28 protein-coding genes are annotated in these 24,293 nt (G+C 68.6%); 8 read left to right on the top strand and 20 right to left on the bottom strand.

What is annotated here, in order from left to right:
• Window positions 1-21: 21 nt before the first annotated feature.
• Window positions 22-297 (bottom strand): YggT family protein, encoded by a 276-nt coding sequence (locus tag TY25_RS34215; RefSeq protein ID WP_042263372.1) that lies wholly within the window; start codon window positions 295-297, stop codon window positions 22-24.
• A gap of 254 nt (window positions 298-551) precedes the next feature.
• Between TY25_RS34215 and TY25_RS34210 the strand changes: the two genes are divergently transcribed.
• On the top strand, window positions 552-983 hold the full coding sequence (locus TY25_RS34210; RefSeq protein ID WP_029892646.1) for a hypothetical protein: 432 nt from the start codon (window positions 552-554) through the stop codon (window positions 981-983).
• Window positions 984-1,028: 45 nt separating this feature from the next.
• On the opposite strand, the gene TY25_RS34205 is transcribed toward TY25_RS34210, so the two are convergent.
• The 7 genes from TY25_RS34205 to recO form a co-directional block, all read right to left on the bottom strand.
• Window positions 1,029-1,634 (bottom strand): response regulator transcription factor, encoded by a 606-nt coding sequence (locus tag TY25_RS34205; protein ID WP_042263397.1) that lies wholly within the window; start codon window positions 1,632-1,634, stop codon window positions 1,029-1,031.
• Window positions 1,635-1,706: 72 nt separating this feature from the next.
• Window positions 1,707-2,888 carry a sensor histidine kinase gene (locus TY25_RS34200; protein WP_052383383.1) on the bottom strand — a complete coding sequence of 394 codons (1,182 nt, stop codon included), beginning with the start codon at window positions 2,886-2,888 and terminating at the stop codon, window positions 1,707-1,709.
• A 188-nt stretch (window positions 2,889-3,076) separates the two neighbouring features.
• Window positions 3,077-3,862, bottom strand: coding sequence for an ABC transporter permease (locus TY25_RS34195; RefSeq protein ID WP_042263369.1), 786 nt, complete (start codon window positions 3,860-3,862; stop codon window positions 3,077-3,079).
• 1 nt (window position 3,863) lies between these two features.
• Window positions 3,864-4,826, bottom strand: coding sequence for an ABC transporter ATP-binding protein (locus tag TY25_RS34190; RefSeq protein ID WP_226887467.1), 963 nt, complete (start codon window positions 4,824-4,826; stop codon window positions 3,864-3,866).
• A gap of 115 nt (window positions 4,827-4,941) precedes the next feature.
• Window positions 4,942-5,352: a hypothetical protein gene (locus tag TY25_RS34185; RefSeq protein WP_042263390.1), complete on the bottom strand. Its 411-nt coding sequence runs from the start codon at window positions 5,350-5,352 to the stop codon at window positions 4,942-4,944.
• A gap of 14 nt (window positions 5,353-5,366) precedes the next feature.
• Complete coding sequence (locus tag TY25_RS34180; protein ID WP_370466237.1) at window positions 5,367-6,185, bottom strand: isoprenyl transferase; 819 nt, start codon at window positions 6,183-6,185, stop codon at window positions 5,367-5,369.
• Window positions 6,186-6,251: 66 nt separating this feature from the next.
• Window positions 6,252-7,004: a DNA repair protein RecO gene (gene recO, locus TY25_RS34175; protein ID WP_014982761.1), complete on the bottom strand. Its 753-nt coding sequence runs from the start codon at window positions 7,002-7,004 to the stop codon at window positions 6,252-6,254.
• A gap of 167 nt (window positions 7,005-7,171) precedes the next feature.
• Between recO and TY25_RS42150 the strand changes: the two genes are divergently transcribed.
• Entirely contained in the window at window positions 7,172-7,552 is a 381-nt protein-coding gene (locus TY25_RS42150; RefSeq protein WP_014982760.1) for an Aca2/YdiL-like domain-containing protein, read from the top strand.
• Between the two features lie 42 nt (window positions 7,553-7,594).
• Here the strand turns inward: TY25_RS42150 and TY25_RS34165 are convergent, their stop codons facing one another.
• Both TY25_RS34165 and TY25_RS34160 read right to left on the bottom strand, forming a co-directional pair.
• Window positions 7,595-8,194 (bottom strand): TetR/AcrR family transcriptional regulator, encoded by a 600-nt coding sequence (locus TY25_RS34165; RefSeq protein WP_042263364.1) that lies wholly within the window; start codon window positions 8,192-8,194, stop codon window positions 7,595-7,597.
• Window positions 8,181-9,047 carry an alpha/beta fold hydrolase gene (locus tag TY25_RS34160; RefSeq protein WP_042263362.1) on the bottom strand — a complete coding sequence of 289 codons (867 nt, stop codon included), beginning with the start codon at window positions 9,045-9,047 and terminating at the stop codon, window positions 8,181-8,183. Before TY25_RS34160 ends, TY25_RS34165 begins: the two co-directional genes overlap by 14 nt.
• Before the next feature lie 301 nt (window positions 9,048-9,348).
• Between TY25_RS34160 and TY25_RS34155 the strand changes: the two genes are divergently transcribed.
• Entirely contained in the window at window positions 9,349-10,794 is a 1,446-nt protein-coding gene (locus tag TY25_RS34155) for an amidase (RefSeq protein ID WP_042263360.1), read from the top strand.
• Between the two features lie 21 nt (window positions 10,795-10,815).
• On the opposite strand, the gene TY25_RS40975 is transcribed toward TY25_RS34155, so the two are convergent.
• Window positions 10,816-11,286, bottom strand: coding sequence for a phospholipase A2 (locus TY25_RS40975; RefSeq protein WP_052383381.1), 471 nt, complete (start codon window positions 11,284-11,286; stop codon window positions 10,816-10,818).
• Between the two features lie 332 nt (window positions 11,287-11,618).
• Between TY25_RS40975 and TY25_RS34145 the strand changes: the two genes are divergently transcribed.
• Window positions 11,619-12,434, top strand: coding sequence for a lysozyme (locus tag TY25_RS34145; protein WP_226887468.1), 816 nt, complete (start codon window positions 11,619-11,621; stop codon window positions 12,432-12,434).
• Between the two features lie 6 nt (window positions 12,435-12,440).
• On the opposite strand, the gene era is transcribed toward TY25_RS34145, so the two are convergent.
• The 6 genes from era to TY25_RS34115 form a co-directional block, all read right to left on the bottom strand.
• The gene (gene era / locus TY25_RS34140) at window positions 12,441-13,385 is read right to left on the bottom strand and encodes a GTPase Era (protein ID WP_042263355.1); all 945 of its coding nucleotides are present in this window, start codon (window positions 13,383-13,385) and stop codon (window positions 12,441-12,443) included.
• Window positions 13,351-13,731, bottom strand: coding sequence for a cytidine deaminase-like protein (locus TY25_RS34135; RefSeq protein ID WP_014982752.1), 381 nt, complete (start codon window positions 13,729-13,731; stop codon window positions 13,351-13,353). The genes era and TY25_RS34135 overlap by 35 nt, the downstream gene beginning before the upstream one ends.
• Window positions 13,728-15,089, bottom strand: a complete 1,362-nt coding sequence (locus tag TY25_RS34130) for a hemolysin family protein (RefSeq protein ID WP_042263352.1) — start codon at window positions 15,087-15,089, stop codon at window positions 13,728-13,730. The genes TY25_RS34135 and TY25_RS34130 overlap by 4 nt, the downstream gene beginning before the upstream one ends.
• Window positions 15,086-15,640 carry an rRNA maturation RNase YbeY gene (gene ybeY / locus TY25_RS34125; protein ID WP_014982750.1) on the bottom strand — a complete coding sequence of 185 codons (555 nt, stop codon included), beginning with the start codon at window positions 15,638-15,640 and terminating at the stop codon, window positions 15,086-15,088. Before ybeY ends, TY25_RS34130 begins: the two co-directional genes overlap by 4 nt.
• Before the next feature lie 74 nt (window positions 15,641-15,714).
• Window positions 15,715-16,776 (bottom strand): PhoH family protein, encoded by a 1,062-nt coding sequence (locus TY25_RS34120; RefSeq protein WP_029892630.1) that lies wholly within the window; start codon window positions 16,774-16,776, stop codon window positions 15,715-15,717.
• Between the two features lie 159 nt (window positions 16,777-16,935).
• Window positions 16,936-17,871 carry a LysR family transcriptional regulator gene (locus tag TY25_RS34115; protein ID WP_042263387.1) on the bottom strand — a complete coding sequence of 312 codons (936 nt, stop codon included), beginning with the start codon at window positions 17,869-17,871 and terminating at the stop codon, window positions 16,936-16,938.
• Between the two features lie 148 nt (window positions 17,872-18,019).
• Between TY25_RS34115 and TY25_RS34110 the strand changes: the two genes are divergently transcribed.
• Window positions 18,020-19,249: an MFS transporter gene (locus TY25_RS34110; protein WP_042263350.1), complete on the top strand. Its 1,230-nt coding sequence runs from the start codon at window positions 18,020-18,022 to the stop codon at window positions 19,247-19,249.
• Here the strand turns inward: TY25_RS34110 and TY25_RS34105 are convergent.
• The 3 genes from TY25_RS34105 to hrcA all read right to left on the bottom strand — a co-directional run bounded on the left by TY25_RS34105 (window position 19,244) and on the right by hrcA (window position 22,332).
• Entirely contained in the window at window positions 19,244-20,008 is a 765-nt protein-coding gene (locus TY25_RS34105; RefSeq protein WP_042263347.1) for a 16S rRNA (uracil(1498)-N(3))-methyltransferase, read from the bottom strand. The two genes, TY25_RS34110 and TY25_RS34105, sit on opposite strands and share 6 nt — an antisense overlap.
• Window positions 20,009-21,163 carry a molecular chaperone DnaJ gene (dnaJ, locus tag TY25_RS34100; RefSeq protein ID WP_042263346.1) on the bottom strand — a complete coding sequence of 385 codons (1,155 nt, stop codon included), beginning with the start codon at window positions 21,161-21,163 and terminating at the stop codon, window positions 20,009-20,011.
• A 137-nt stretch (window positions 21,164-21,300) separates the two neighbouring features.
• The gene (gene hrcA, locus TY25_RS34095) at window positions 21,301-22,332 is read right to left on the bottom strand and encodes a heat-inducible transcriptional repressor HrcA (protein ID WP_029892625.1); all 1,032 of its coding nucleotides are present in this window, start codon (window positions 22,330-22,332) and stop codon (window positions 21,301-21,303) included.
• 286 nt (window positions 22,333-22,618) lie between these two features.
• Here hrcA and TY25_RS34090 point away from each other — a divergent pair, with 286 nt between their 5' ends.
• The 3 genes from TY25_RS34090 to TY25_RS34080 form a co-directional block, all read left to right on the top strand.
• Window positions 22,619-23,125: a YbaB/EbfC family nucleoid-associated protein gene (locus TY25_RS34090; RefSeq protein ID WP_042263343.1), complete on the top strand. Its 507-nt coding sequence runs from the start codon at window positions 22,619-22,621 to the stop codon at window positions 23,123-23,125.
• Entirely contained in the window at window positions 23,122-23,436 is a 315-nt protein-coding gene (locus TY25_RS34085) for a WXG100 family type VII secretion target (RefSeq protein ID WP_014982742.1), read from the top strand. The genes TY25_RS34090 and TY25_RS34085 overlap by 4 nt, the downstream gene beginning before the upstream one ends.
• The coding region (locus TY25_RS34080; RefSeq protein WP_042263340.1) for a WXG100-like domain-containing protein at window positions 23,436-24,293 on the top strand (858 nt) is incomplete at its 3' end. The genes TY25_RS34085 and TY25_RS34080, both read left to right, overlap by 1 nt.

The following is a 24,293-nucleotide window of genomic DNA, read 5'->3' as shown; positions in this document are numbered from 1 at the left end:
TTCGAGTGGCGGTAACGCCGATCAGAGGCTGAATGCGACCGCGCGCAGAATCAGCGCGACGATGAACACCGCGGTGAAGGCCAGGTCGATCGACAAACCGCCCGCACGAATCGGCGGCAACACTTTGCGCACCGGAGCAATCACCGGCTCGGTCGCGGCGTGCGTCACGTCGCGCGCCTTGCTCGCCCACGCCGGGCTGTTGCCGAGCACGCCGATCCAGTCCAGCACGAGCCGGGCCAGCATCAGCAGAATGAACACCGTCAAGACGATTCCGAGCAGCGTCCCGATGAGACTCATACCGAACTCCTTCGTGGTGGCCAGGTCGGCCCTCTACCCCGTGTCAACGCCGCAAGCCCGGAAATAGTGTCCGCTTTGCCGGATTCTCAGAGGACTGTCAGGCGAGCATAGTTCCGAAGTTCGCTGGTCACCGGTAGCGGCGACGCGTCGCGCCGAGATATCAGCCGCTCGGCCCATTGATCTCGGCCAGCGCCTGTGCAAGTGTCGGGCGTGCCCCAGCCAGGGGAATTCGTTGTCGGAAGGAAGAATTTGTCGTGATCTTCTCGACCAAAACCGCCGCCGCTGTCACGGCGTTCGGTGCGGTGACCGCCGCGCTCGCGCTCGCCGCACCCAGCGCGGGCGCCTCGGTGTCCCGGATCGAGGTCTCGCCCGGGCTGAGCTTCGGTAGCTCGGGCGCGTCGCTAGGCGCCGGCTGCTCCTACACGGTCACGGCCACCGCGAAGCCGGGCGCCACGGTCGTGTTCCTCGACGAGGTCGACGGTGCGCGCACTGACACCACGTTCAAGCCGGTCGGCCCGGTCGCGGACGCGTCGGGCAAGGCCAGCACGGTGTGGACGCCGGCCAAGAAGGGCGAGCACAAGATCTGGGCCGCCGAGTACGTGCAGGGCGAGGCCTACACCCTCACCACGGTGACCGTCGCGGGCTCCGGCATCGGCGCGGGCCCCGCCTGCGTCGTGCTGGGATAGTCGCCTGCACCCGCGGCGAAGCCGTCCGGACGCGGCGACAGCCGCTCAGAGCCAGCCGAGTCGCTCGGCGGCGCGGACGGCTTCGGCGCGGGTGGTGCTGCCGGTCTTGCCGATGGCGGCCGAAAGATGGTTGCGGACGGTGCCTTCGGACAGATGCAGCTTCTTCGCGATGGCCCCCGCAGTGGCCCCGTCGGCCGCGGCCGCGAGGACTTCGCGCTCCCGTTCGGTGAGCGGCGATGTACCCGCGGTGAGTGTTTCGGCCGCCAGCGCCGGATCCACCACCCGCAGACCCAGCTGCACCCGGCGCACGGCATCGGCGAGTTCCCTTGCCGGAGTGTCCTTCACGACGAAGCCGTCGGCGCCGGCATCGATCGCGCGACGCAGGTAGCCGGGCCTGCCGAAGGTCGTCACCATGAGAATGCGCACGCCGGGATGCGCGGCATGGATCTGCGCGGCGACGGCGATCCCGTCCATGCCCGGCATCTCCACATCCAGCAGCACCACATCGGGATTCGTGCGGCCGACGGCCTCGAGCACCTCGTCGCCGCGCCCCACTTCGCCTACTACCTCCAGATCGGACTCCAGTCCGAGCAGCGCGGCGAGTGCGCCGCGCACCAGCGCCTGGTCGTCGGCCAGTAGCAGCCGGATCATCGTTCCCACTTCCTGTTTCGCGCGAATGCGCGCCGCACCGCACTCGACTCTTTCGTCGTCCGGGGCGAAGCCTCAGCCGGGCACGCTGGCGCAGACACGCAAACCCCCTCCTTCCGGCGTGGCGAGGGTCAACGTGCCGCCCGCCGCGCGCACCCGTTCCCGCAGGCCGGTCAGCCCCGAACCGGTACCCGCGACCGCGTCGAGGCCACGGCCATCGTCGACCACCTCGATGCTGGTGGCGCCCACCCGCACCGTGCAGTGCCGGGCGGCGCTGTGCCGGATCACATTGGTCACCGCCTCGCGCAGCACCCAGCCGAATAGCTCGCCGTGCGCCGGATCGGGCACCTCGTCAGGGAGCTCCGCGACAATATCGGCGGCGGCCAATGCCGTTCTCGCATTGGCCAGTTCGCCGCGCAACGACACCTCACGCAACCCGCCGACGGTCTCGCGCACGCCCGCCAGCGCCTCCCGCGCCAGCCGCTCGATATCGGCCATCTCGGTCCGTGCCCGTGCCAGATCGACGTCGAGAAGACGCTGTGCCAGTTCGGTTTTCACCGTGATCACGGTCAGCGAATGGCCCAGGATGTCGTGCACGTCGCGGGCCACCCGGTTGCGTTCCTCCACCAGGTCGAGTTCGGCACGCTGCCTGCGGTTCAGCTCGGCCAATCGCTCGCCGCGCAGGCCCAGCTGCCGGGCCAGCCAGATTCCCGCCGGGATGAAAGCCAGGTAGAACGGCACGTCGGCCAGCTGTGACCGGGGCGCGACGACCGGAACGAGCAGCAGCGCGACCATCACCGCGAGCACCACGTAACCGGATTCCCGCAGCGGCAGATGGAAGATCGCGACCACCGCGACGTACAGCGCGGTCGGCAAGGCGGCCCCACCGAGGGTGGCCACCAGGGCGACGTGCAAGCCGACCAGCAGGGCGAGCACCACCCAGATACGCTGGTCGATCGGCTGATCCACCACGAGGTCGCGGGGACCGGTACGCCGGAACATCAGGAACGAGCCGACGATGAGCGCGGCGAAGCCGAACAGGAACAGCGCCGCCAGCGCGGCGTCGCCCTGCTCGCCGCTCGACCAGCGCCGCCCGATCGGCGGCACCAGCCAGACCAGCCAGACCACGGCGATGAACACCCCGAACCAGCCGCGGCGCCTGCCGCTCGCCGAGTACGACCGGTCCTCCAGGGCGCGGTCGATGAGCCCGGACAAGCCCACCGCCCGCACCGCGCGCAGCCGGGCGGTCAGTCCCATGCCACACCTCCGGCCCGCGCCGGGGAGCGGAGTGCGCTGCGGAAATGGTGGGCGATCACGAGGACTGACGGTACCGAACCCGCCCCCGCCCGCTGCACGCGCCGAATATCACGTGGTGTCATCTCGACCTTTCCTTGCGGCCGGCCGCGCCGCGGTCGCCCACCCCTCGACGGGCGACCGCGGGCAGCTCAACGCGCGGTATCGCGGCGGAACAGCAACGCCGACCCGCCGATGAACAGCGCCGTCCACACCACCACGTTCAGCACACCCAACGCGATCGACCCGGCACTGCTGTCGCCGAAGGGAATTCGGGACAGCGTCGCGACGCCGTTGGTCGGGAACACCCGGGAGACGGTGTCGAACCACCCGTGCAGCGGAATGAACAGCCCGCCCGCGAACGACAGCACGGCGAGCACCGGGCCGAGCAACTGCATCACGTTCTCCGAAGGCAGCAGGTAGCCGACGAACAGCCCGAAGGCCGCGAAGACCAGCGAGGTGAGCCAGGCGAGCAGGAAACAGCTCACCCAGGCGACCGGGGTGAGGTGCGCGCCGAGCGCGGCGCCGACCACGAAGACCGCGGTCACCGACACCAGCCCGAGCACCATCGCGACCGCGACCTTCGTGGCGATATAGGCGACGGGACGCAGTGGTGTGAGCCGCAATTGGCGACTCCACCCCTGGGCGCGTTCGATCGCCACCATCGCGCCGCCGCTGGTGGTGGCGAGCATCGCGCCGTACACGGCCATCGACACCATCACGTAGCCGGTCACGTTGCCGGAGCCGTAGGACTGCGTCCGGAAATCGGATTGCAGGCCGAAGATGACGAAGAACAGCGGCGGGATGAGCAGGGTGAAGATCATCGTGCGCCGGTTGCGCAGCATGCGGCGCAGCTCCACCCGCAGGAAACCGAGGCTGAATCCGCCCAGCGGGGTCGGTCGGCGGGCGGAAACCGGCTCGGCGGCAAGGGTTGTCATCTCAGTTCTCTCCGGTGGTCAGCGCGAGGAAGGCGGATTCGAGGTTGTGCGAGGTGATTTCGAGATCGACGGCCGTGGTCTCGGTGAGCAGGTAGCGGGCCACCACATCGGAATCGCTGGTGCGCACGACGATTTGGTCACCCCGCTGCTCCACGTCGTCGACACCGGGCAGCGCGAGCAGATCCGGCGGCACGGCACCGGCGAGGGTGGCGCGCACCGCGCGACCCGAAGCCAGATTCTTGATCTCGGCGGCGCTGCCGTCGGCGACCACCTTGCCCGCCCGGACGAGCACGATCCGATCGGCGTACGCGTCGGCCTCGTCCAGGTAGTGGGTGGCGAACACGACGGTACGGCCGCGCTCGGAATCCTCGCGCATCGCGTTCCAGAAGTCCCGGCGCCCTTCGACATCCATGCCCGTGGTGGGCTCGTCGAGCACGATCAGATCCGGATTCGGCAGTAGCGCCAGCGCGAACCGCAGCCGCTGCCGTTGCCCGCCCGAGCATTTGCCCACCAGTCGGCCCGCGATCTCGGTGATGCCCGCCCGCGCGAGCACCTCGGCGACCGGTCGCGCGTCCGCGTACAGGGTCGCGACCAGCCGCACCGTCTCGGCGACGGTGAGATCGGGCAGCAGCCCGCCGGATTGCAGCACCGCCGAAATCCGGCCCACCGCAAGCGCTTCCGCCGGAGTACCGCCGAACACCGCGACGCTGCCCGCGTCCGGGGACGCCAGGCCGAGCACCATGTCGAGCGTGGTGGTCTTGCCCGCCCCGTTCGGCCCGAGGAAGGCGACGATCTCGCCGGGTTCGATCACGAGATCCAGCCCGTCCACGGCCTGCACCGCGCCGCCGCCGGGTAGCGCGAAGCTCTTACGCAGATCGCGCAGTTCGATCGCGGGCGCGGCCGAGCGTCTCGCGGAACCGTCGGCCGTTGCGCGGACGGCCCCGGTCGTCAGTGCTGATGTCATGCCTCAACACTCGCGCACCGAGGCGCGCGCAACCCCACATGACTGTCACGTGTCGCGCATGACAGTTGTCATGGGTGCGGGGATAACTCACATACCGGACGGACCGGGCGCCGACTCAGGGCACCAGACCCTGCCGGGCCTTGCCCGCGCCGGAGAGCACGAGTACCAGCATGGTGGCGAGGGCCTGATCTTCCAGACCCGCGGCGGGGAAGGTGTAGCGCAGGATGATGTCGGCGAGCTTGTCGTGGCCGATCACGGTGAGCGAACCGAACTGCAGGGCGTTGTTCCGCTCGGCGACCCGCTTGTGCAGCTGCGCGTTCAGCGGCCGATCCCAGGCCAGCACGCAGGTCAAGGTCAGCACATCGAGGCCGGGGGCCAGGTTGACCGCCCGCAACGAGCACAGCGCGCCCTCGTATTCGAAACCGATCGAGCCTTCGGGATCGACGCGCACGTCGATGTCGTAGTACGACAGGGAGGCGCCCGCGCGCGCCTGCAGTTCCTGTTCCGGAGTCACCGATGATTCCATGCCTGTGCCGCCGTTCACTTGGTGCCGCCGAAGCGCCGATCACGCGAAGCGTACTCGAGGCAGGCGGCCCACAGGTTGCGCCGGTCGAAATCGGGGAAAAGGGTGTCCTGATAGACGAATTCGGCGTAAGCGGACTGCCAGATGAGGAAGTTCGAACTGCGGAATTCCCCGGAGGGACGCAGGAACAGGTCGACGTCGGGCATGTCCGGTTCGTCCAGGAACCGCGCCACCGTCGCCTCGGTGACCTTCTCCGGATCGATCTCCCCCGCGGCCACCCGGCGTGCGATTTCCCTTGCCGCGTCGGCGATTTCGGCGCGACCGCCGTAGTTGACGCACATCGTCAGGGTCATCACCGTGTTGTGCTTGGTCATCTCTTCGGCGATCTCGAGCTCGTTGATCACGCTGCGCCACAGCCGGGGCCGCCGGCCTGCCCAGCGCACCCGCACGCCCATCTCGTTCATCTCGTCGCGCCGACGCCGGATCACGTCCCGGTTGAAGCCCATCAGAAAGCGCACCTCGTCGGGGCTGCGCCGCCAGTTCTCGGTGGAGAAGGCGTAGGCCGAAAGCCACTTCACACCCATTTCGATGCAGCCCTCGACGGTGTCCATCAGCACCGCCTCACCGCGCTCGTGCCCCGCGGTGCGCGGCAGCCCGCGCTCCTGGGCCCAGCGGCCGTTGCCGTCCATCACCAGTGCGACGTGGTTCGGCACCAGCTCAGCCGGAATGGCAGGCGGCCGCGCCCCCGAGGGATGCTGCGAGGGCGGGCGAACGGTGCTGGTCGCGACCGACCCCGCGGGGTTCGGCCGGGTCGCGGTGGAGGAGTCTCGGCGCAGGATCACGGCCCCTATCCTGCCTGATGGTTGTGGAGACCCTGTGACGGTCTCCGTCCAGGCCCCTGATCAGGCGGGCGAACCTACCGCCCGGGACCGCTCGATCAGCGGCAACGTGCGCAACTGCCGCTCCAGATGCCATTGCAGGTGCGCGGCGACCAAGCCGCTGGCCTGCCTGCGCACCCCCTCGGGCACCGCCTCGACGTACTCCCATTCGCCACGCAACAACGCCACCAGCAGGTCGAGCACGCCCTGCGCCGGGGTCGCTGCACCGGGCGGACGGCAGTGCACGCACACCGCGCCGCCCGCCGCGACATGGAAGGCCCGATGCGGGCCGGGGGTCGCGCATTTGGCGCATTCGTCCAGCGCGGGCGCCCAGCCCGCGAAACCCATGGCGCGCAACAGGTACGCGTCCAGGATCAGCTCGTGCGGTCGCTGTTTGGCCGCGATGGCGCGCAGCGCGCTCGCGGTGAGCGCGTGCAGCCGCGGCGCGGGCGCGCGCTCCTCACCGGCTAGCCGTTCCGCGGTCTCCAGCACCGCGCAGGCCGTGGTGTAGCGCCCGTAGTCGTCGATGATGTCGGCGGCGAACGCCTCCACCGTGTGCACCTGGGTCACCACGTCCAGCGTGCGGCCGGGATGCAACTGCACGTCGATGTAGGCGAACGGCTCCAGCCTGGCCCCGAACTTCGATTTGGTCCGGCGCACCCCCTTGGCCACGGCACGCACCAAACCGTGCTGGCGCGTCAGCAACGTGACGATGCGGTCCGCCTCGCCCAGCTTGTGCTGGCGTACCACCACCGCCACATCCCGATACAAACGCACGCCTCATCCTCCCATGAACACCCGACAGCCCTCGGCAGGCGCGCACCCCTATACCGGTCCGGCGCCAATAGGGGTCGATCGACCAGTCCCGGCGAATCCGCCATTGCCGCTCGGTGCGCTGACCTATTCTTTTCCTCTACCGCACTGTTGGGGAGGGGTTTTCACAGTTGGACGACCTACTTGGCACCGGAACCGCCGCGGGTTTCCGGGCCACTCGAGAATTACTCGGCCTGCCGGTGCCATGGTGCGCCCGACTCTTCGCCGTGGCTGAGCGCACCGTGGAGCGCTGGGAGAAGGGCGCGTTCCAGATCCCGGACACGGTCGCGCGTGAGCTCGCCGAAATCGCCGACGAGACCGAGCAGGTCGTCGACGCGATGGTCGACGCCATCGGGGCGGGTGAGATCTCGCCGCGCCTGCACACCTACCGGACCAACGACGACTACTGCAGGCACGAGCCGGGCACCCGCTACCCCGCCACCTGGCATCGCGCCGTCTGCGCCCGGGTGATGGCGGAATTGCCGCAGGTCGAGCTGCAGTTCGTGGAGTAGCTCGGCGTTAGAGCGTCGGCATCTATCGCGCTCGAGCTGATGTCAGTTCCGCAGCAGGCCGGAGATCAGCAGCAGCACCGATTGCTGCGCTTCGGTGCGGGCGGTGTCGGGGTCGTCCGCGTGCGCGACGATCAACGCCGCCTCGCTCAGTGCGCTGAGCACGAGTTGGCTCAGCACCTGCACGGGTGCGTCCGCGATCAGCCCGGCGGCGCGGGCGCGCTCCAACTGCGTGGTGATCAGGCCGAGGCCGTGCCTGCTCTCGAATTCGCGCCAGGCCTGCCAGCCCAGCACCGCGGGCGCGTCGGTGAGCGCGATCCGCAGCATCGGCGGGCGCTGGCAGATCTCCAGGAAAAGACCGAGGCCGACCGCCATCGCGGCCATCACATCGTCGGAATCGACTGCGCCGATGGCGGATTCGATCTCTGCGGTGCTCTCGATCTCGATCTGCTCCAGCACCGCGAGGAACAGACCACGTTTGTCGCCGTAGTGGTGATGCAACGCACCGCGGGTGACCCCGGCCTCGGTGACGAGCTCTTCCGCCGAGGTCGCCGCGAAGCCGCGCTCGGTGAACAGGCGACGTCCGGCCTGTTCGAGCGCGGCCTTAGTGGTGCGGGAGCGATCCTCCTGGCTACGGCGTGGCATGCAGCCGAGTGAACTCCAGGATCGCTGCGGTGAGCAACTCGGGCTGGTCCTCCGGCAGGAGCGTGTAGGCGTCGTCGACGACCCGCAGCGTCGCATGCGGCAGGTCGCGGGCCAGGCGTTCGGCGAACGAGAGCGGGAAGACCCGGTCCTCGCGCGCCCACACCAGCAGCACCGGAACCTCGACCCTCGCGAAATGTTTCGCGGCTTCGAGCGTGTACTTCTTGCGCGCGGTCTTCAGGAATCGCCGCAGGTCTCGCCGCACCCCACCGGACCGGCGGCTCGGCAGCACGTACGAATCGACGACCTCCCGCGGCGGCAGCCGCTTGACCACCAGGCCGAAGGCCAGCGGCGTGCGGTGCAGCGCCCGGATCCGCAGGGCCTCCAGCAGCGGCCGCAGCGAACCCGGCACCCACCCCAGCCAGCCCAGCGCGGTGAACGGCGCGGGCAGGAAACCCTCGTAGCTGTCGACGGCGGCCAGCACCACCCGCCCGATCCGAGCCGGATGCCGGGTCATCAGCACCTGGGTGATCGCGCCGCCGGTGTCGTTGGCGACGATCGTGACGTCGGTCAGGTCGAGCCGTTCCAGGAAGGCGGCGATGAGGTCGGCCACCCCGGTCGGCGTCAGATCCGCGTCGGGCACCGGAATCGAGTGCGCGCCGAGCGGCCAATCGGGGGCCAGGCAGCGGTAGCCGGCCGCCGCGATGCCCGGCACCACGTTGCGCCACAGATCCGCGTTGACGAGCAGGCCGTGCACGAAGACGACGGGCGGCCCCTCCCCCGTCTCGTGGTACCGGATGCGGCCGCCGGGCAGATCGACCTCGTGCGTCCGGCCGAGTGTGGTGCTGGTTGCCATCGTCTTCCTCCATCGAGTCGCGGTGCCAACACCTTTACATACATACCGTATGTATGTCTAGAGTCGAGTCGGTTGCAGCACCAGCGTCTCGGGCGGATTGCACGCAGTTCCGAAGTGTTCCAAGGGAACTCATTTCACCCTCGTTCACCGGCCAGAACTACGCCGCCCGAGACGTCCACGAGCGAGTCTCGGCGTGGGGCGAGTTCGAAGAGCGCCGCGTCGACGAGGGCGCCGAAGGCGGACTAGTCGCTTGTCCAGGTTCGCGTTACGGTTCTTCCACCGCTGACGAGACGGAGCTCGCATGACCGCCACCGATCCCACCCGGCCGCCCGCCGAACCGCTGACGGGCGACTTGGGACTGACCGACCTCGCGGCCGCCATCGCCGACGGCACGGTCAGCTCGGTCGCCGCCGTAGGCGCCGCGCTCGATCGGATCGACGCCGCGCAGTCGACGCTCAACGCGTTCCGGATCGTGCGCCGTGCACGCGCGCTGGCCGAGGCCGCCGACGCCGACGCCCGGCTGGCGGCAGGCGAGCGACTGCCGCTACTCGGTGTGCCGATCGCGGTGAAGGACGACACCGACATCGCAGGCGAGCCCACCGCCTTCGGCTGCGGCGGCACCTTCCCGCCGAAAACCGAAGACGCCGAATCGGTTCGGCGGCTGCGCGCGGCGGGTGCGGTGATCGTCGGCAAGACCAACACCTGCGAACTCGGCCAGCTGCCGTTCACCAGCGCCGCGGCCTTCGGCCACACCCGCAACCCGTGGGCCGCCGACCGCACGCCCGGCGGTTCCTCCGGCGGTTCGGCGGCCGCCGTCGCGGCCGGATTGGTGCCCGCCGCACTGGGTTCCGACGGCGCGGGCTCCATCCGCATCCCCGCCGCGTGGACCAATCTCGTCGGCATCAAACCGCAACGCGGCCGCATCTCCACGTGGCCGCACGCCGAAGCCTTCTACGGTCTCACCGTGAACGGTCCACTGGCCCGGACCATCGCCGACGCCGCACTGCTGCTCGACCTGGCCGCCGGACCGCATCCCGGCGACCGGCACACGCCCGCACCGATCTCGGCCACCGACGCCGTGGGACGCGATCCCGGGCGGCTACGCATCGCGCTCTCGCTGCGAATTCCGTTCACCGCCACCAGAACCACGCTCGACCCGCAGATCGCGGCGGCGGTCCGCCGCATCGGCGACACTTTGCGCACGCTCGGCCACACCGTCACCGTCGCCGACCTGCACTACGGGCTGTTGATCGGCGCGTCCTTCCTACCGCGCTCCATGGCGGGCATCCGCGCGGTGCACCAGAACATGCCCGGCGCCGAAGTCGATCCCCGCACCATCGCCAACACCCGCTTCGGCAGACTGCTCGACGGCCCGGCCCTGTTCGCCGCACGCCAAGCAGAACCCTTGCTGCACAAGCGAATCGGCAGCTTCTTCCAGAACTACGACCTGGTCCTCGCCCCCACCACCGCAACCCCGCCACCGCACGCGCAAGACATCGACGGCATCGGCGTACACGCCACCAACAACCTGATCACCGCCGCCTGCCCCTACACCTGGCCCTGGAACGTCCTCGGCTGGCCGAGCCTGAACGTCCCCGCCGGCTTCACCGACGCGGGCTTACCGGTCGGCGCACAACTGATGGGCACCGCCGGCACCGAACCCCTCCTGATTTCCGTTGCCGCACAACTGGAATCAGAATTGCACTGGGAACGCCACCGTCCCGAACCATGGTGGACGGCCGCCTGACGTTCGGTTCGAGCGTCGCGCTCAATCCAGGTGGGTGACGGTTACTGCGGCCCAGTAGATTTCGGCGGTGGCCTTGCAGGTTTGCAGGGCGGTGCCGGAGGTGCCGTAGGCGTAGATGCAGTTGGTGATCATGTCGGTGCGCAGGGCGGAGTTGCAGGCGGTGTAGTTGGTGCCTGCGGCGTCGGCGCGGTCGTAGCACATGTCGTGGCGGGCGCAGGGGCCGCGGAAGTCGGCGGCGAAGTAACTGTCGGGGGCGGAGGTGCAGTAATCGTGCCGGGCGACGGGTTTGAGTTTCGTGTTGTACACGTAGTCGCTGGGCACGCCGACGAACGCCGTGGCCATCGAACGCGACTGCGGGACAGGTTCGCCCGGGTACACCTTGGCGGCCGCTTCGGCGGCAGGGTCGATCGGGTATTCCGGGGTCGGGGTCGCGGCCGCGTAGCCGGAGGTCAGGAGCAGCGCGGCGGGAAAGGTCAGACAGACGAGAGCCACATCACGGATCCTCATGCCGAGTACCAGACACCGTGCGCATTGCCGGAGCCGGCCGATACGACCAATGGCGTGTTAACCGCACCTTAAATACCTTTCGCGCGTCGGTGCATTTCTCGGACTCGCCGATATCCGAAACCGCGCCCAGCGCACGACAATTCACCGATTCCGGGCAATTCGGAGAAATTCCGTTCCGCCCCAGATTCGTTCCAGTGGCCCTCTATCGGCCCGGCTTAGCGTCACGACCGCCTCCGCGATTGCGTTCCACCGCAAACATAGTCGGGCGAGGCCGCGCCACCTCCATGTCGAATCGGTGAACTACAGAGGGGATATCGGTGAATCTCAACAGAAGACGCACACTGTCGGCCGCCTTGTTCGCGAGTCTGGCCACCCTGCTCGTGATCGCCCCGGCCACCGCGGACCCGGCGCCGACCGAGCAGGGCGACGACCACACGCTGGGCTCGCAGATCGTGGTGCACGAAGGCGCCGGCGCCGGGGATCCCAGCCAGGAGCGCTCCCTGTCCGCCGGATCGGTGGAGGGCATCGACGTGTCCCGCTACCAAGGCGACGTCGACTGGAAGAGCTATTGGGACAACGGGATTCGCTTCGCCTACATCAAGGCGAGCGAAAGCACCAACGTCACCAACCCCTACTTCGCCTCCCAGTACAACGGATCGTACAAGCAGGGTTTGATCCGCGGCGCATACCATTTCGCCATCCCGAGCAGCTCGAGCGGAGCGAGCCAGGCGGACTACTTCATCGCGCACGGCGGCGGCTGGTCGCGCGACGGCAAGACGCTGCCGGGCGCGCTCGACCTCGAATACAACCCGTACGACAAGAACAACCAGTGCTACAGCAAGTCGCAGAGCGCGATGGCGTCCTGGATCCACGACTTCAGCAATCGGTATCACGGCACCACCGGCCGCTGGCCGGTGATCTACACCTCCACCAGCTGGTGGAGCCTCTGTGTCGGCACCGCAGGCGATTTCAGCGCGGACAGCCCGCTGTGGGTGGCCCGCTACAACTCGACCGTGGGCGCGCTGCCGTTCAATTGGCGGGTCTACAGCTTCTGGCAGTACACCTCGACCCCGCTGGACAAGAACCGCTTCAACGGCGATCTGTCCCAGTTGCAGGCGATCGCCAACGGCTGATCAGATCTAGAATCCCAACCGGCCCAGCTGTTTCGGGTCGCGCTGCCAATCCTTGGCGACCTTCACATGCAGGTTGAGATAGATCCGGGTGCCGAGGATGTGCTCGATCTGCTTGCGCGCGTTGGTGCCGACTTCCTTGAGCCGAGCCCCGCCCTTACCGATGATGATCGACTTCTGGCTGGGGCGTTCGACATAGAGGATCGCGTGCACGTCGAGCATGTCCTCGCGCTCCTCGTACGGCAGGACCTCCTCGATCACCACGGCGAGTGAGTGCGGCAACTCGTCGCGAACGCCCTCGAGCGCCGCCTCGCGGATGAGCTCGGCCATGAGGGTTTCCTCCGGCTCGTCGGTGAGCTCACCGTCGGGGTAGAACGCCGGGCCCTCCGGCATTTTCGCGGCGATGACGTCGACGAGCACCTCTACCTGCTCGTTCTTCACCGCCGACACGGGCACCACATCGGCGTCCGGGCCGAGCAGTTGCGAGAGCGCGAGCAGTTGCTCGGCGATCTGGTCCCGGCTCACCTTGTCGATCTTGGTGACGACGCCGAGCACGGTCGTCTTCGGCGCCATCTGCTTGATCTGCTGCACGATCCAGCGATCGCCCGGGCCGATCTTCTCGTCCGCCGGCACGCAGAGCGCGATTACGTCGACTTCCGAATACGTATCGCGCACAAGGTCGTTCAACCGCTGACCGAGCAGGGTGCGGGGCCGGTGCAGGCCCGGCGTGTCGACCAGGATCAATTGGGTGTGCTCCCGATGCACGATGCCGCGAATGGTGTGCCGGGTGGTCTGCGGCCGCGACGAGGTGATCGCGATCTTCTGCCCGACCAGCGCATTGGTCAGGGTCGACTTGCCGGTGTTCGGCCTGCCGACGAAACAGACGAAGCCGGAACGGAATTCGCCCGCGCCCTTGGGGTCAGCCACCGCGCACCTCGCCGGCGGGCTGGGCATCGACCGCGAGTTCGGCGTCATCGACGATCTCGAAAACGGCGCCGTCCCGATCGGTGAAGATGATCTTGGCGTCCGGCGACACCTCACGCACCGCGGTGACGCCGTAGTCGGACAGCCGCCCGCTGACCACCACGGCCGCCTCGAAACCCTCTGCCCCGCTGGAGATCGCGGCCGCGACCGCCGCCTGGAGCGCGGTCAGGCGCAACGCGGTCAGGCCCACCTCGCCCGCCGCGTAGGTGCGGCCGTCGGTGTCCCGGATCGCCGCGCCGCTGGCGCCGCCGGTGCGCCCCATGGCACCGCGCGCCAGGACGAGCAGCTTGTTGTCCTCGGGATCCAGTTCGGTCATTCGGAATCTCCGTCCTCATGTCGACCGGCCGGGGTGTCCCGATCCGATCCGTTGCCTTTGCGTTTGCCGTTCGACTTCTCGTCGCCGTCCGCGTTCTGCGATTCGTCCGTCGCCTTGCGCACCACCACGGTGTGCACCCGCACCCGCCCGCGGGTATCGGCGCCGCCCTCGCCGCGCAGCACCAACCCGTGCACCACGACCTTGGAGCCGGGCAACGGCACGCGGCCGAGCTCGTGCGCCAGCAAGCCGCCGACGGTGTCGACGTCCTCGTCCTCGATATCGAGCCCGTACAAATCGCCGAGGTCCTCGACCGGCAGCCGCGCGGACACGCGATAGCGGCCGTCCCCCAGGTCTTCGATGGGTGGCGTCTCGTCGGTGTCGTATTCGTCGGCGATCTCCCCGACGATCTCTTCGAGCACGTCCTCGATCGTCACCAGACCGGCGATGCCACCGTATTCGTCGACCAGCAGCGCCATATGGTTACGCCTGCGCTGCATTTCGTCGAGCAGGCTGTCCAGCGGCTTGGAGTCCGGCATGAACACCGCGGGCCGCATCACCTCGCGCACCAGTACCGTGCGACCCCGTTCCGCATACGGCACAAGGTCTTTCAGGTAGACGACGCCGAGAATATCGTCGACGTTCTCGCCGATCACCGGAATCCGGGAGTGCCCCGAGCGGACCGCGAGCGACATCGCCTGCGCCGCAGTCTTGTCCGCCTCGATCCACACCATCTCGGTGCGCGGCACCATCACCGCACGAGCCGCCGTGTCGCCGAGTTCGAAGACCGACTGGATCATCCGGCGCTCGTCGTCGGCCACCACGCCGCGCTCGCTGGCCATCTCGACCACTTCGCGCAGTTCGATCTCGGACGCGAAGGGGCCGTTGCGAAATCCCTTACCGGGGGTGATCGCGTTACCGAGCAGGATGAGCAGCCGGCTGAGCGGGCCGAGCAGCGCGCCGATGAACTGCAGCGGCAGCGCCGACGCCAACGCGATCGAATAGGCGTGCTGGCGGCCGAGGGTACGCGGACCCACCCCGATCACCACGTACGACACCAGCACCATGACGATCGCGGTGACCAGCAGCGCCCAGTCGTCGGCCCAGTCCGCGAGCAGCCCGGCGGCGAGCAGCACGGTGGCGCCGATTTCGCACAGGATGCGCAGCAGCACCATGAGATTCACGTAGCGGGCGCGGTCGGCGACGATGCGGCTGAGCCGCACCGCGCCGGGCCGATCGGCCCGCACCATATCGTCGACCCGGGCCGGCGAGATGGTGTTCAGCGCCGAATCGACGCCCGCGAACACGCCGCCCACCGGGACGAGCAGGACGGCGAGCAGGATCAGGGTCAGCGAATTCACGCGGGTCCCAGTGCGTCACCCGGTGTGGTGAAGCCCGCCTTCCCCAGCAACCTGGCGTCCCGGGCGGCGAGTTCGGCACGCCGCTGCGCTTCGCGCAGGCTCTCGTACCACTCCTCGAGCAGCCGGGCCTGCAGCGCGAACATTTCCTTCTCCTCTTCCGGCTCGGCGTGGTCGTAGCCGAGCAGGTGGAGCACGCCGTGCACCGTGAGCAACGCGAGCTCGTGGTCCAGCGAATGTCCGGCCTTGCGGGCCTGGCCCGCCGCGAACTCGGGGCACAGCACGATGTCGCCGAGCATGGACGGACCGGGCTCGGGGCTGTCCGGGCGCCCGCCCGGCTCGAGCTCGTCCATCGGGAAGGACATCACGTCGGTGGGCCCGGGCAGGTCCATCCAGCGCATGTGCAGGTCGGCCATGGTGTCGAGATCGACGAGCACCATGGACAGTTCCGCGGCCGGGTGCACGTCCATCCGGGTGATCACGAAGCGCGCGACACTGACCAGATCTTCTTCGGGTACGTCGATACCCGACTCGTTGGCGATCTCGATGCTCACCCGGTCAGCCTAATGCCGCAGGTCGACACCCGATGCCGTTGGGTGTCGACCGAACGACCGACATGCGGCGCATCTCAGCGCCGATCGCCTCGACTCGCCGCTCTGCGCTGTGCCCGGTTGCCCGGATAGTGCGGGCCGACCTGCGGCCTGGCCTCCGCCTCGGCCCGGTCGTAGGCATCGACGATGTCCGCGACCAGCCGGTGCCGCACCACGTCGCTGCTGGTCAGTTGCGCGAAGTGGATGTCCTCGATATCGGTCAGGATCTCGCTGGCCGCCCGCAGCCCGGAGCGGGCGCCGGTGGGCAGGTCGACCTGGCTGACGTCACCGGTCACCACGATCTTCGAGCCGAACCCGAGCCGGGTGAGGAACATCTTCATCTGCTCGGCCGTGGTGTTCTGCGCCTCGTCGAGCACGATGAACGAATCGTTCAGCGTGCGACCACGCATGTACGCCAGCGGCGCGACCTCGATCACGCCGGCCGCCATCAGCTTCGGAATGGCCTCGGGATCCATCATGTCGTGCAGCGCGTCGTAGAGCGGGCGCAGGTACGGATCGATCTTCTCGTTCAGCGTGCCCGGCAGGAAGCCGAGCCGCTCCCCCGCTTCCACCGCGGGGCGGGTGAGGATGATTCGGGTGACCTGCTTGGTCTGCAGCGCCTGCACGGCCTTGGCCATCGCCAGATACGTCTTACCGGTACCGGCCGGGCCGATGCCGAACACGATGGTGTTGGCGTCGATCGCGTCGACGTAGCGCTTCTGGTTCAGGGTCTTGGGCCGGACGGTCTTGCCGCGCCGGGACAGGATGTCCAGGCTGAGCACCTCGGCCGGGGACTCCGAAGAGCCTTCCGTGAGCATCGAAACGGTGTGTCGCACCGCCTCCGGGGTCACCACTCGGTTCCGGCCCGTGAGCGCGACGAGCTGTTCGATCACTCGCTCGGCGAGCGCGACATCGGCCGCTTTGCCGGTCAGGGTGACGGAATTGCCACGGACATGGATGTCCGCGTCGAGCAACTCTTCGAGTTCACGCAGATTCTGGTCGGCCGAACCGAGGAACGGGAACACGGATTCGGGAGCGAGTTCGATACTGGAACGCACGGTACGTGCTGCGGGCCCCGAGCCGCTGTCTTCGGCACCGATTCCGGCTGCGGAGGTTGTCGGGTCGCCGATCTCGCCTTGTGTTCTCAAAAGTGGCTACAGCCTGCTTTCCGGTCTCGACGTGCTGCTGTGTTGAGGAAAGTTTAACGCGCCCCACCGACACCGCCCAGTGAATAAGCCGCTAACGGAAGGACCAGGTGATCACGGGATTCCCCGTCGCCGCTGCGCCCAATCCTCGGTGAAATCACGAAACCGTCGCGCCGCCCCCGAGGCCGGTGTCGCGGCCGACCACACCAGCCCCACCTCCCGGGTCGCGCCGGCGTCCGCGAGCGGGATCAGCACCGGACCGGCCAGGCGCGCCTCCGCCTTCGCCCCGGCCACCCGCGGCGCGTTCGCCGGGCCCGGATCCTCCTCCGGCAGCACCCCGACCCCGAGACCCGCGGCGACCAGGCCCGCGACCGTGACCAGATCGCTGGCCTCGAACGAGATCCGCGGCCGCAGGTCGGCGGCGGCGCTCAACTGGTCGACGATGCGGCGCATGCCGAAACCGGGATGCATGGTGATGAAGTCCTCGTCCGAGACCTCGTCGAGGCGCACCTTCCCGCGGCCCACGAGCCGGTGGTCGGCGGGCACGGCCAGCGCGAGCCGCTGCCGCAGCAGCCCGCGCCAGCCGATGCCGGACATGGTCGGGCGGGGCGAGACGATGCCGAGATCCGAAGTCCCGCTGAGGACGTCGTCGTTCACCATTTCCGCCGGGCCCTGTCGCAGCGCGAAAGTTATCCGGGCCGAACCGCGCCGGAATTCACCGACCAGCTGCGGCACCAGCCAGCCACCGAAGGAATGCAGAAAAGACAGGCGCACAACACCATTGGCGGGACTGTTCAAATCGGCGATGGACTTGGCCGCGGTGTCGAGTTCGGCTTGCGCGCGCCGGGCCTGCTCATAATAGATGCGGCCGAACTCGTTGAGCACGATGCGTTTGCCCCGCCGATCGAAGAGTTCGACGCCGAGCCGGCGTTCCAGCCGGCCGAGCATGCGCGACAGGGTCGGCTGTGTGAGGTGCAGGCGTTCGGCCGCCGCGCCGACCCGTTCCAGTTCGGCGAGCGTGATGAACCATTCCAGATCCTCGCCCAGCATCTGCCACACCTCCCCGGGTGATGAGTGTCACATCCCGTCGCAGGACCACTACCTGCACAAACTGCCCTCGCTATATGCACTGAACGCATGAACTCCACCATTATTATTCATTTCCCTTCGGAAAGGTCGAGGGGCGATCCTGAAACCCATGACCCTGACGAAGACCCGGCTCATCGCCGGGGGCCGCACCACGCATGAACGCCGGATCGCCGCCGCGCTGTTCGCGGCGGGGTTGGCCACCTTCGCGACCATGTACAGCGCGCAGGCCCTGCTACCCAGCCTCTCCGAGGCGTTCGATGCCACGCCCGCCCATGCGGCGCTTGCGGTTTCGCTCACCACCGGGATGCTCGCGCTGGCCATCATCCCGGTGAGTGCGCTGTCCTCCCGGATCGGCCGCACCAGGGTGATGACCGTCTCCGCGGTGACGTCGGCGGTGATCGGGCTGCTGCTGCCGTTCAGCCCGTCGCTGGAGGTGCTGCTGACCGGGCGGGCGTTGCAAGGGCTGACCCTGGCCGGGGTACCTGCCGTGGCGATGGCCTATCTGGCGGAGGAGATCGGTGCCGCGGGACTCGGCGCGGCGATGGGCGTCTATATCGCGGGCACCAGCATGGGCGGGCTGGCCGGCCGGGTGATTCCGGCGTTCACGCTCGGCCTGGGTTCGTGGAGCTGGGCCGAGGCGACCATCTCCGTCGCGGCGGCGGTGTGCACCGTGTGGTTCGTCCGCAGTCTGCCGCCCTCCCGCGGTTTCGTCGCCCGACCGGCCGGAATCCGCACGGTGCTGGGCGATCTCGCCGTCCAACTGCGCCATCGCGGACTACTCGCGCTGTTCGGGCTGGCCCTGGTGCTCGTCGGCACCTTCGTCTCGCTCTACAACTTCCTCGGCTATCGGCTGACCCAACCGCCCTTCGAATTGCCCGATGCGGTAGCGGGTTTGGTGTTCCTGCTCTATCTGGCGGGCACCGCGGTCGCGACCGTCGCCGGGCGGCTCGCCGACCGCATCGGCCGGCACCGCGTGCTCGCGGGCACGGTTGTGCTCATGGGACTCGGATTGGCGCTGACCATTCCGGACAATCTGGTGGTGCTCATTCTCGGGATGTCCCTGTGCACCGCAGGATTTTTCGGGGCGCACACGGTCGCCAGCGCCTGGGTCGGCGCCATGGCGTCGGGCAATCGCGGCGCGGCGTCGTCGCTGTACCTGTTCTCGTTCTACGTGGGCAGCGCCGTCGTCGGCGGCGCGGGCGGCGTCGCCTACACGCATTACGGCTGGGCCGGTCTCACCCTAGGCGTCGCCGTGCTGCTGCTCATCGCATTGATCCTGGTGTGCGCCTTGGGGATGCACAGTTCGGCGCGGACGCCCGAAGCCGAACCGACCCTATGACGCCGCTCCCGAGTTCGCACCCCAGCGAGGGGTCAACGCACCCAGCGCGCCGAGGGCGACCGCGGCGGCGGTCGACGTGCGCAGCACCGTGGGGCCCAGCAGCACGATATCCGCGCCCGCCCCGGTGCAGGCGGCGAGTTCGGCCTCGTCGAGACCGCCTTCGGGCCCGACGATCAGCACCACTTCGGGGACGCCGTCGAACGGCAGCGCGGTGAAACGGGCGGCGCCCGATTCGTGCAGCGCCGCGACGATCGCGCCGTCCGCCTTGGCTTTCCGGATCAGTTCGAGCACATCGCGGGTGCGATGCAGCTCGGCGACCTCGGGGACATAGGCCCGGCGGGACTGTCGCGCGGCCGAGCGCGCGGCGGCCCGCCATTTCTCGACGGCCTTGCCCGCCTTGCCTTCCCAGTTCGCGACGCAGCGCGCGGCCTGCCACGGCACGATCGCGTCGGCACCGGCCTCGGTCATCAATTCGACCGCCAGCTCCGAACGATCGGACTTCGGCAGCGCCTGCACCACCGTCACCCGCGGCGTCACCGGCGCCGCCACCGCACGGTTCAGTACCCGCAGCTCCAGCCGGTCACGTTGGGCCGCAACCACTTCCGATTCGGCGAGGACACCGCGGCCGTCCGACAGGGTGATCGGCTCGCCGACCCGGATGCGGCGCACCGTCGCGGCGTGCCTGCCCTCCGGGCCGTCGAGCACGGCGAGGGCGCCCGGCTCGGGCACCTCGTCGAGATAAAAGACCGTCGCAGCCAATCAGCGTCCGCTGAACGAGGCCCGCAGCCGGGCGAACAGCCCGCTGTTGTGCTCGGACTGGGTCGACATGACCTCGGCGCGCTCGTTCGGGCGGGTGCCCTTGTACTTGCGCAGCAGGTCGGTCTGCTTGCTGTCCAGCTTGCTCGGGATGACGATGTCCAGGTGCGCGAGCAGGTCACCGCGCGCGCCGGAACGCAGCCGCGGCATGCCGTGGCCGCGCAGCACCGACACCTCGCCGGGCTGAGTGCCGGGTGCGATGGTGAGTTCGGTCGGGCCGTCGAGGATGGTGTCGATCACCACGGTGGTGCCCAGCGTGGCGTCGACCATCGGTACGCGGATCGTGCAGTGCAGGTCGTCGCCGTCGCGGACGAACACGTCGTGCGGCTGTTCGACGATCTCCACGTACAGGTCGCCCGCGTGCCCGCCGCCGGGACCGACCTCGCCCTGCGCGGCCAAGCGCACCCGCATACCGTTCGCCACGCCCGCGGGGATCGGCGCCGCGATCTCACGCCGCGCGCGCACCCGGCCGTCGCCGCCGCACTTGTGGCACGGATCAGGAATGGTCTCGCCGGCGCCACGGCAGGTCGGGCACGGGCGCGAGGTGAGCACCTGTCCCAGGAACGACCGCTGCACGGACTGCACTTCGCCTGCGCCACCGCAGGTTTCGCAACGCACCGGCTTCGATTTGCCGTTGGTGCCCGCGCCGGTACACACGTCGCAGAGGATCGCGGTGTCGACGGTCAGGTGCTTGGTCACGCCCACCGCGCACTCGGCCAGGCTCAACCGGGTCCGCAGCAGCGAATCCGCGCCCGGCTGCACCCGTCCGCGCGGCTTGCGGGTGCCACCCGAGGCACCGCTCATGCCACCGAAGAACGCCTCGAACACGTCGCCGAGCCCGCCGAAACCGGCGCCCGAGAAGCCCGCGCCGCCACCGCCGGATTCCAGCGGGTCGCCGCCCATGTCGACGACGCGCCGCTTCTCCGGATCCGACAGCACCTCGTAGGCGGCGGACACTTCCTTGAACCTGGCCTGCGCCACCTCGTCGGGGTTGACGTCGGGGTGGAGCTCGCGAGCCAGCTTGCGATAGGCGCGCTTGATCTCCTGGTCGGTCGCGTTCTTCGCGACGCCGAGCAGTCCGTAGTAGTCCCGTGCCACTTGAGTTCTCTAGTCCTTGGTCGTTCTCGACAGTGCCCGACGGTGCCTTCACCGTTCCAACCGCATGCCCAGCATTAGTCGGATGCACTCAACTTTATCCGGCCGGAGGTTCGAGGGTAGCAGCGGCACCGGAGCCGTCAGCGTTCGGCGAGGACCTCGCCGATATAGCGGGCGACGGCCGCGACCGAAGCGATGGTGCCCGGGTAGTCCATCCGCGTGGGACCGAGCACACCCATGCCGCCCAGGATGGTGCTCGCCGTGCCGTAGCCGGTCGACACCACCGAGGTGCCGCGCATCTGCTCGACCTGCGTCTCCTCGCCGATCCGCACGGTCACGGTGCCGGGCTGCTGCGCGGCCGCGAGCAGTTTGAGCACGATGACCTGTTCCTCGAGCGCCTCGAGCACGTCACGCAGCGAACCGGGGAACCCGAAGTCCGCCGCGTTGCGGGTGAGGTTCGCCGTGCCGCCGAGCACCAGACGTTCTTCGGGATGCTCCACCAGCGTCTCCACCAGCACCGTCGACACCCGGATCAGGACGTCCCGCAGGCGCGGCGGCGCCCCTTCGGGCAGCTCCGCCACCGCGGCCGACGCCGCGGCCAGCCGCTTGCCGTCCATCGCCCCGCCGAGCATGCCGCGCAGCGCGGCCAAGTCCTCGTCATCGATCAGCGCACCGAGTTCCACCAGCCGCTGATCGACCCGCCCCGTGTCGGTGATCACCACGAGCAACAGCCGCGCCGGATTCAACGCGACCACCTCGATGTGCCGCACCGTCGACACCGATACCGACGGATACTGCACCACCGCGACCTGCCTGGTCAGTTGCGCCAGCAGCCGCACCCCGCGGCGCAGCACATCGTCCAGATCGACGCCCGACTCCAAGAACTCCATGATCGCCCGGCGTTCCGCGCCCGAAAGCGGCTTCACCTCCGCGATCCGGTCCACGAACTGCCGATAACCCTTGTCCGTCGGGATCCGGCCCGAGCTGGTGTGCGGCTGCGTGATGTAGCCCTCCGCCTCCAGCACCGCCATATCGTTGCGCACCGTCGCGCTGGAAACACCCAGATTGTGCCGCTCGACCAGGCTCTTCGACCCGATCGGCTCCTTCGTCGCCACATAGTCCGCGACGATCGCGCGTAGGACCTCGAAGCGCCTGTCCTCGGTGCTCGACATGGCCCCACCTCCTCGCTTCGTCCTCGGGCACGCCACCGACAACCCGATCCCATCGCACACACCCTGTGCATCCCGGTCCGTCTGGTTAACCAGTCTAATTGCCTATACCCGATTCGCCCCGCTCGCACACCGGGGCGGTGCGGGGGGCGACGCGCCCGCCGAGACACGGGAACGGCTTGCCTCCACCGAGTCACGGTGATGAAATCTGAAACTCGGTGGAACCGATCGTCGGTCCGGCGCGTCTGTGTTGAGTAACGGATCGAATCTCGAATCAGGGGGCAGACCGGTGGATGACGGACGCCGCGACGACGCGCGGACACGCAACGACGAACTACGTGACCAGATCGATTCCCTACTGGGCACTTTCGAGCAGCAGCAACGAGATCTGGCCGAGGTGCAGTCCACGCTGGCGACCACGACGGTGACGGCGTGGTCCTCGGACAACCTGGTTCGTGTGGTGAGCAACGCCGCGGGAGTTCCCACAGAGGTCCACGTCGAACCCACCGCGTTCAAGCGATCCACCCCGGCGAAATTGGGCCAGTCCATTACGGAGGCGGTCCAGGCTGCCGCACGACAAGCGCTGGCAGCTACGCAACAGGCGGTAGCTCCGATGCAGCAGGCCGCCGCCGGCCTTCCCGATCTGTCCGATCTCGTTCCGGGCGCACCGAGTATCCGTCACCTGGTCGACACGATGTTTCCGGAACCCGCCGTCGCCCCGCCGGAGCCTCCCACGCCGCCGGAAGACGAGGACGAGTACTACCGCAACCGGTCCTATCTGCAGGACCGCCCGTGACGAACTTCCGTGTCGACCCGGACGCCCTACGCGCGACTCGCACCGAATTCGTCAGTGTCGCCGACCAGATCACCAGTGCCGCACAGAAACTGCGCCAGGTGATCGAGGCCGAGGGTGAGTGCTGGGGCTCCGACAAGATCGGCCAGAGTTTCGCCAAGAACTACACCCCCGGTGTGCCGAAGGCCCTCGCGGGCGTCGACGGTCTAGGTAAGGCGATGAGCACCCTCGGCGACAAGATGGTCGCGACCGCGAACGAGCTGCAGAACCGCGATCAGATCAACGCCGCCCAGCTGAACCAGAACAACCCCTGATGGGCATCGAGATCCCGGAATCCCTGCAATGGGTCGCCAAATGGATTGTCGGCGCGGGTGATTGGCCCGAGGGCGATGAGACCGCGATGTGGCGCGTGTCCGACGCCTGGTCGGCGATGTCGTCGGCGCTCAACGAAATCGATGACGAAGCCGCACATGCGGTCGGGCAGGCGCTGGCAGCCATCGACGGCCAAACCCATGAGGCCATCGCGGCGTACTGGGACCAGCTGACCGGCCAGAAGGGCGCGTGGACGAGCCTGGTCAAATATCTCGATTCGCTCGCCGATCAAATCGGCGACGGCGCAGCCGATATCGAGCAGACCAAGCTCGTCATCATCGGCACGATGGTCATTTTCGCGATCGAGATGGCCCCACTGCTGGCCACCGCCTGGACCGGCATCAGCGCTGCGGGCGCGGTCGCCCTGCGAGTGGCCACCCAGATCACCATCCGTATGGCGATCAAACAGCTGATCGCTCGAATGCTCACCCGTGCCGCCGCCAAAGCCGCCGCTCGCGCCGCGCTCCACGGCGCCATCTTCGAAGCCATCGAAGAGGGTGGACTGGAGATCGGTACCAAGATCCTGCAGGTCGGCATCGGCCACCGCGACGGGATCACGATGCAGGACGTGAAGGACGCCGGTGTGGCGGCGGCCGCGGGTGCCGCGGGCGGTGCGGTGGGTGCCGGTCTCGGCAACGGAGGGTTGCTCTCCGGGGCGGCCGATGTCGCGTCCAGTCGGCTCGGCCGCGCCACCGTGGCTGCGACAACCGAGGCGACCACCGGCATCGCGGGCGAAATAGCGGGCGCCGCGACAGCAGCCGCGCTCACCGACCAACCGTTCAATCTCACCCTCGACAGC

Source organism: Nocardia brasiliensis NBRC 14402 (assembly GCF_000308475.2).
GTDB classification, from domain to species: Bacteria; Actinomycetota; Actinomycetes; order Mycobacteriales; family Mycobacteriaceae; genus Nocardia; species Nocardia brasiliensis.
The sequence above is the reverse complement of the archived record's forward strand: the minus strand, read 5'-3'. Positions and strand labels throughout refer to the sequence as shown.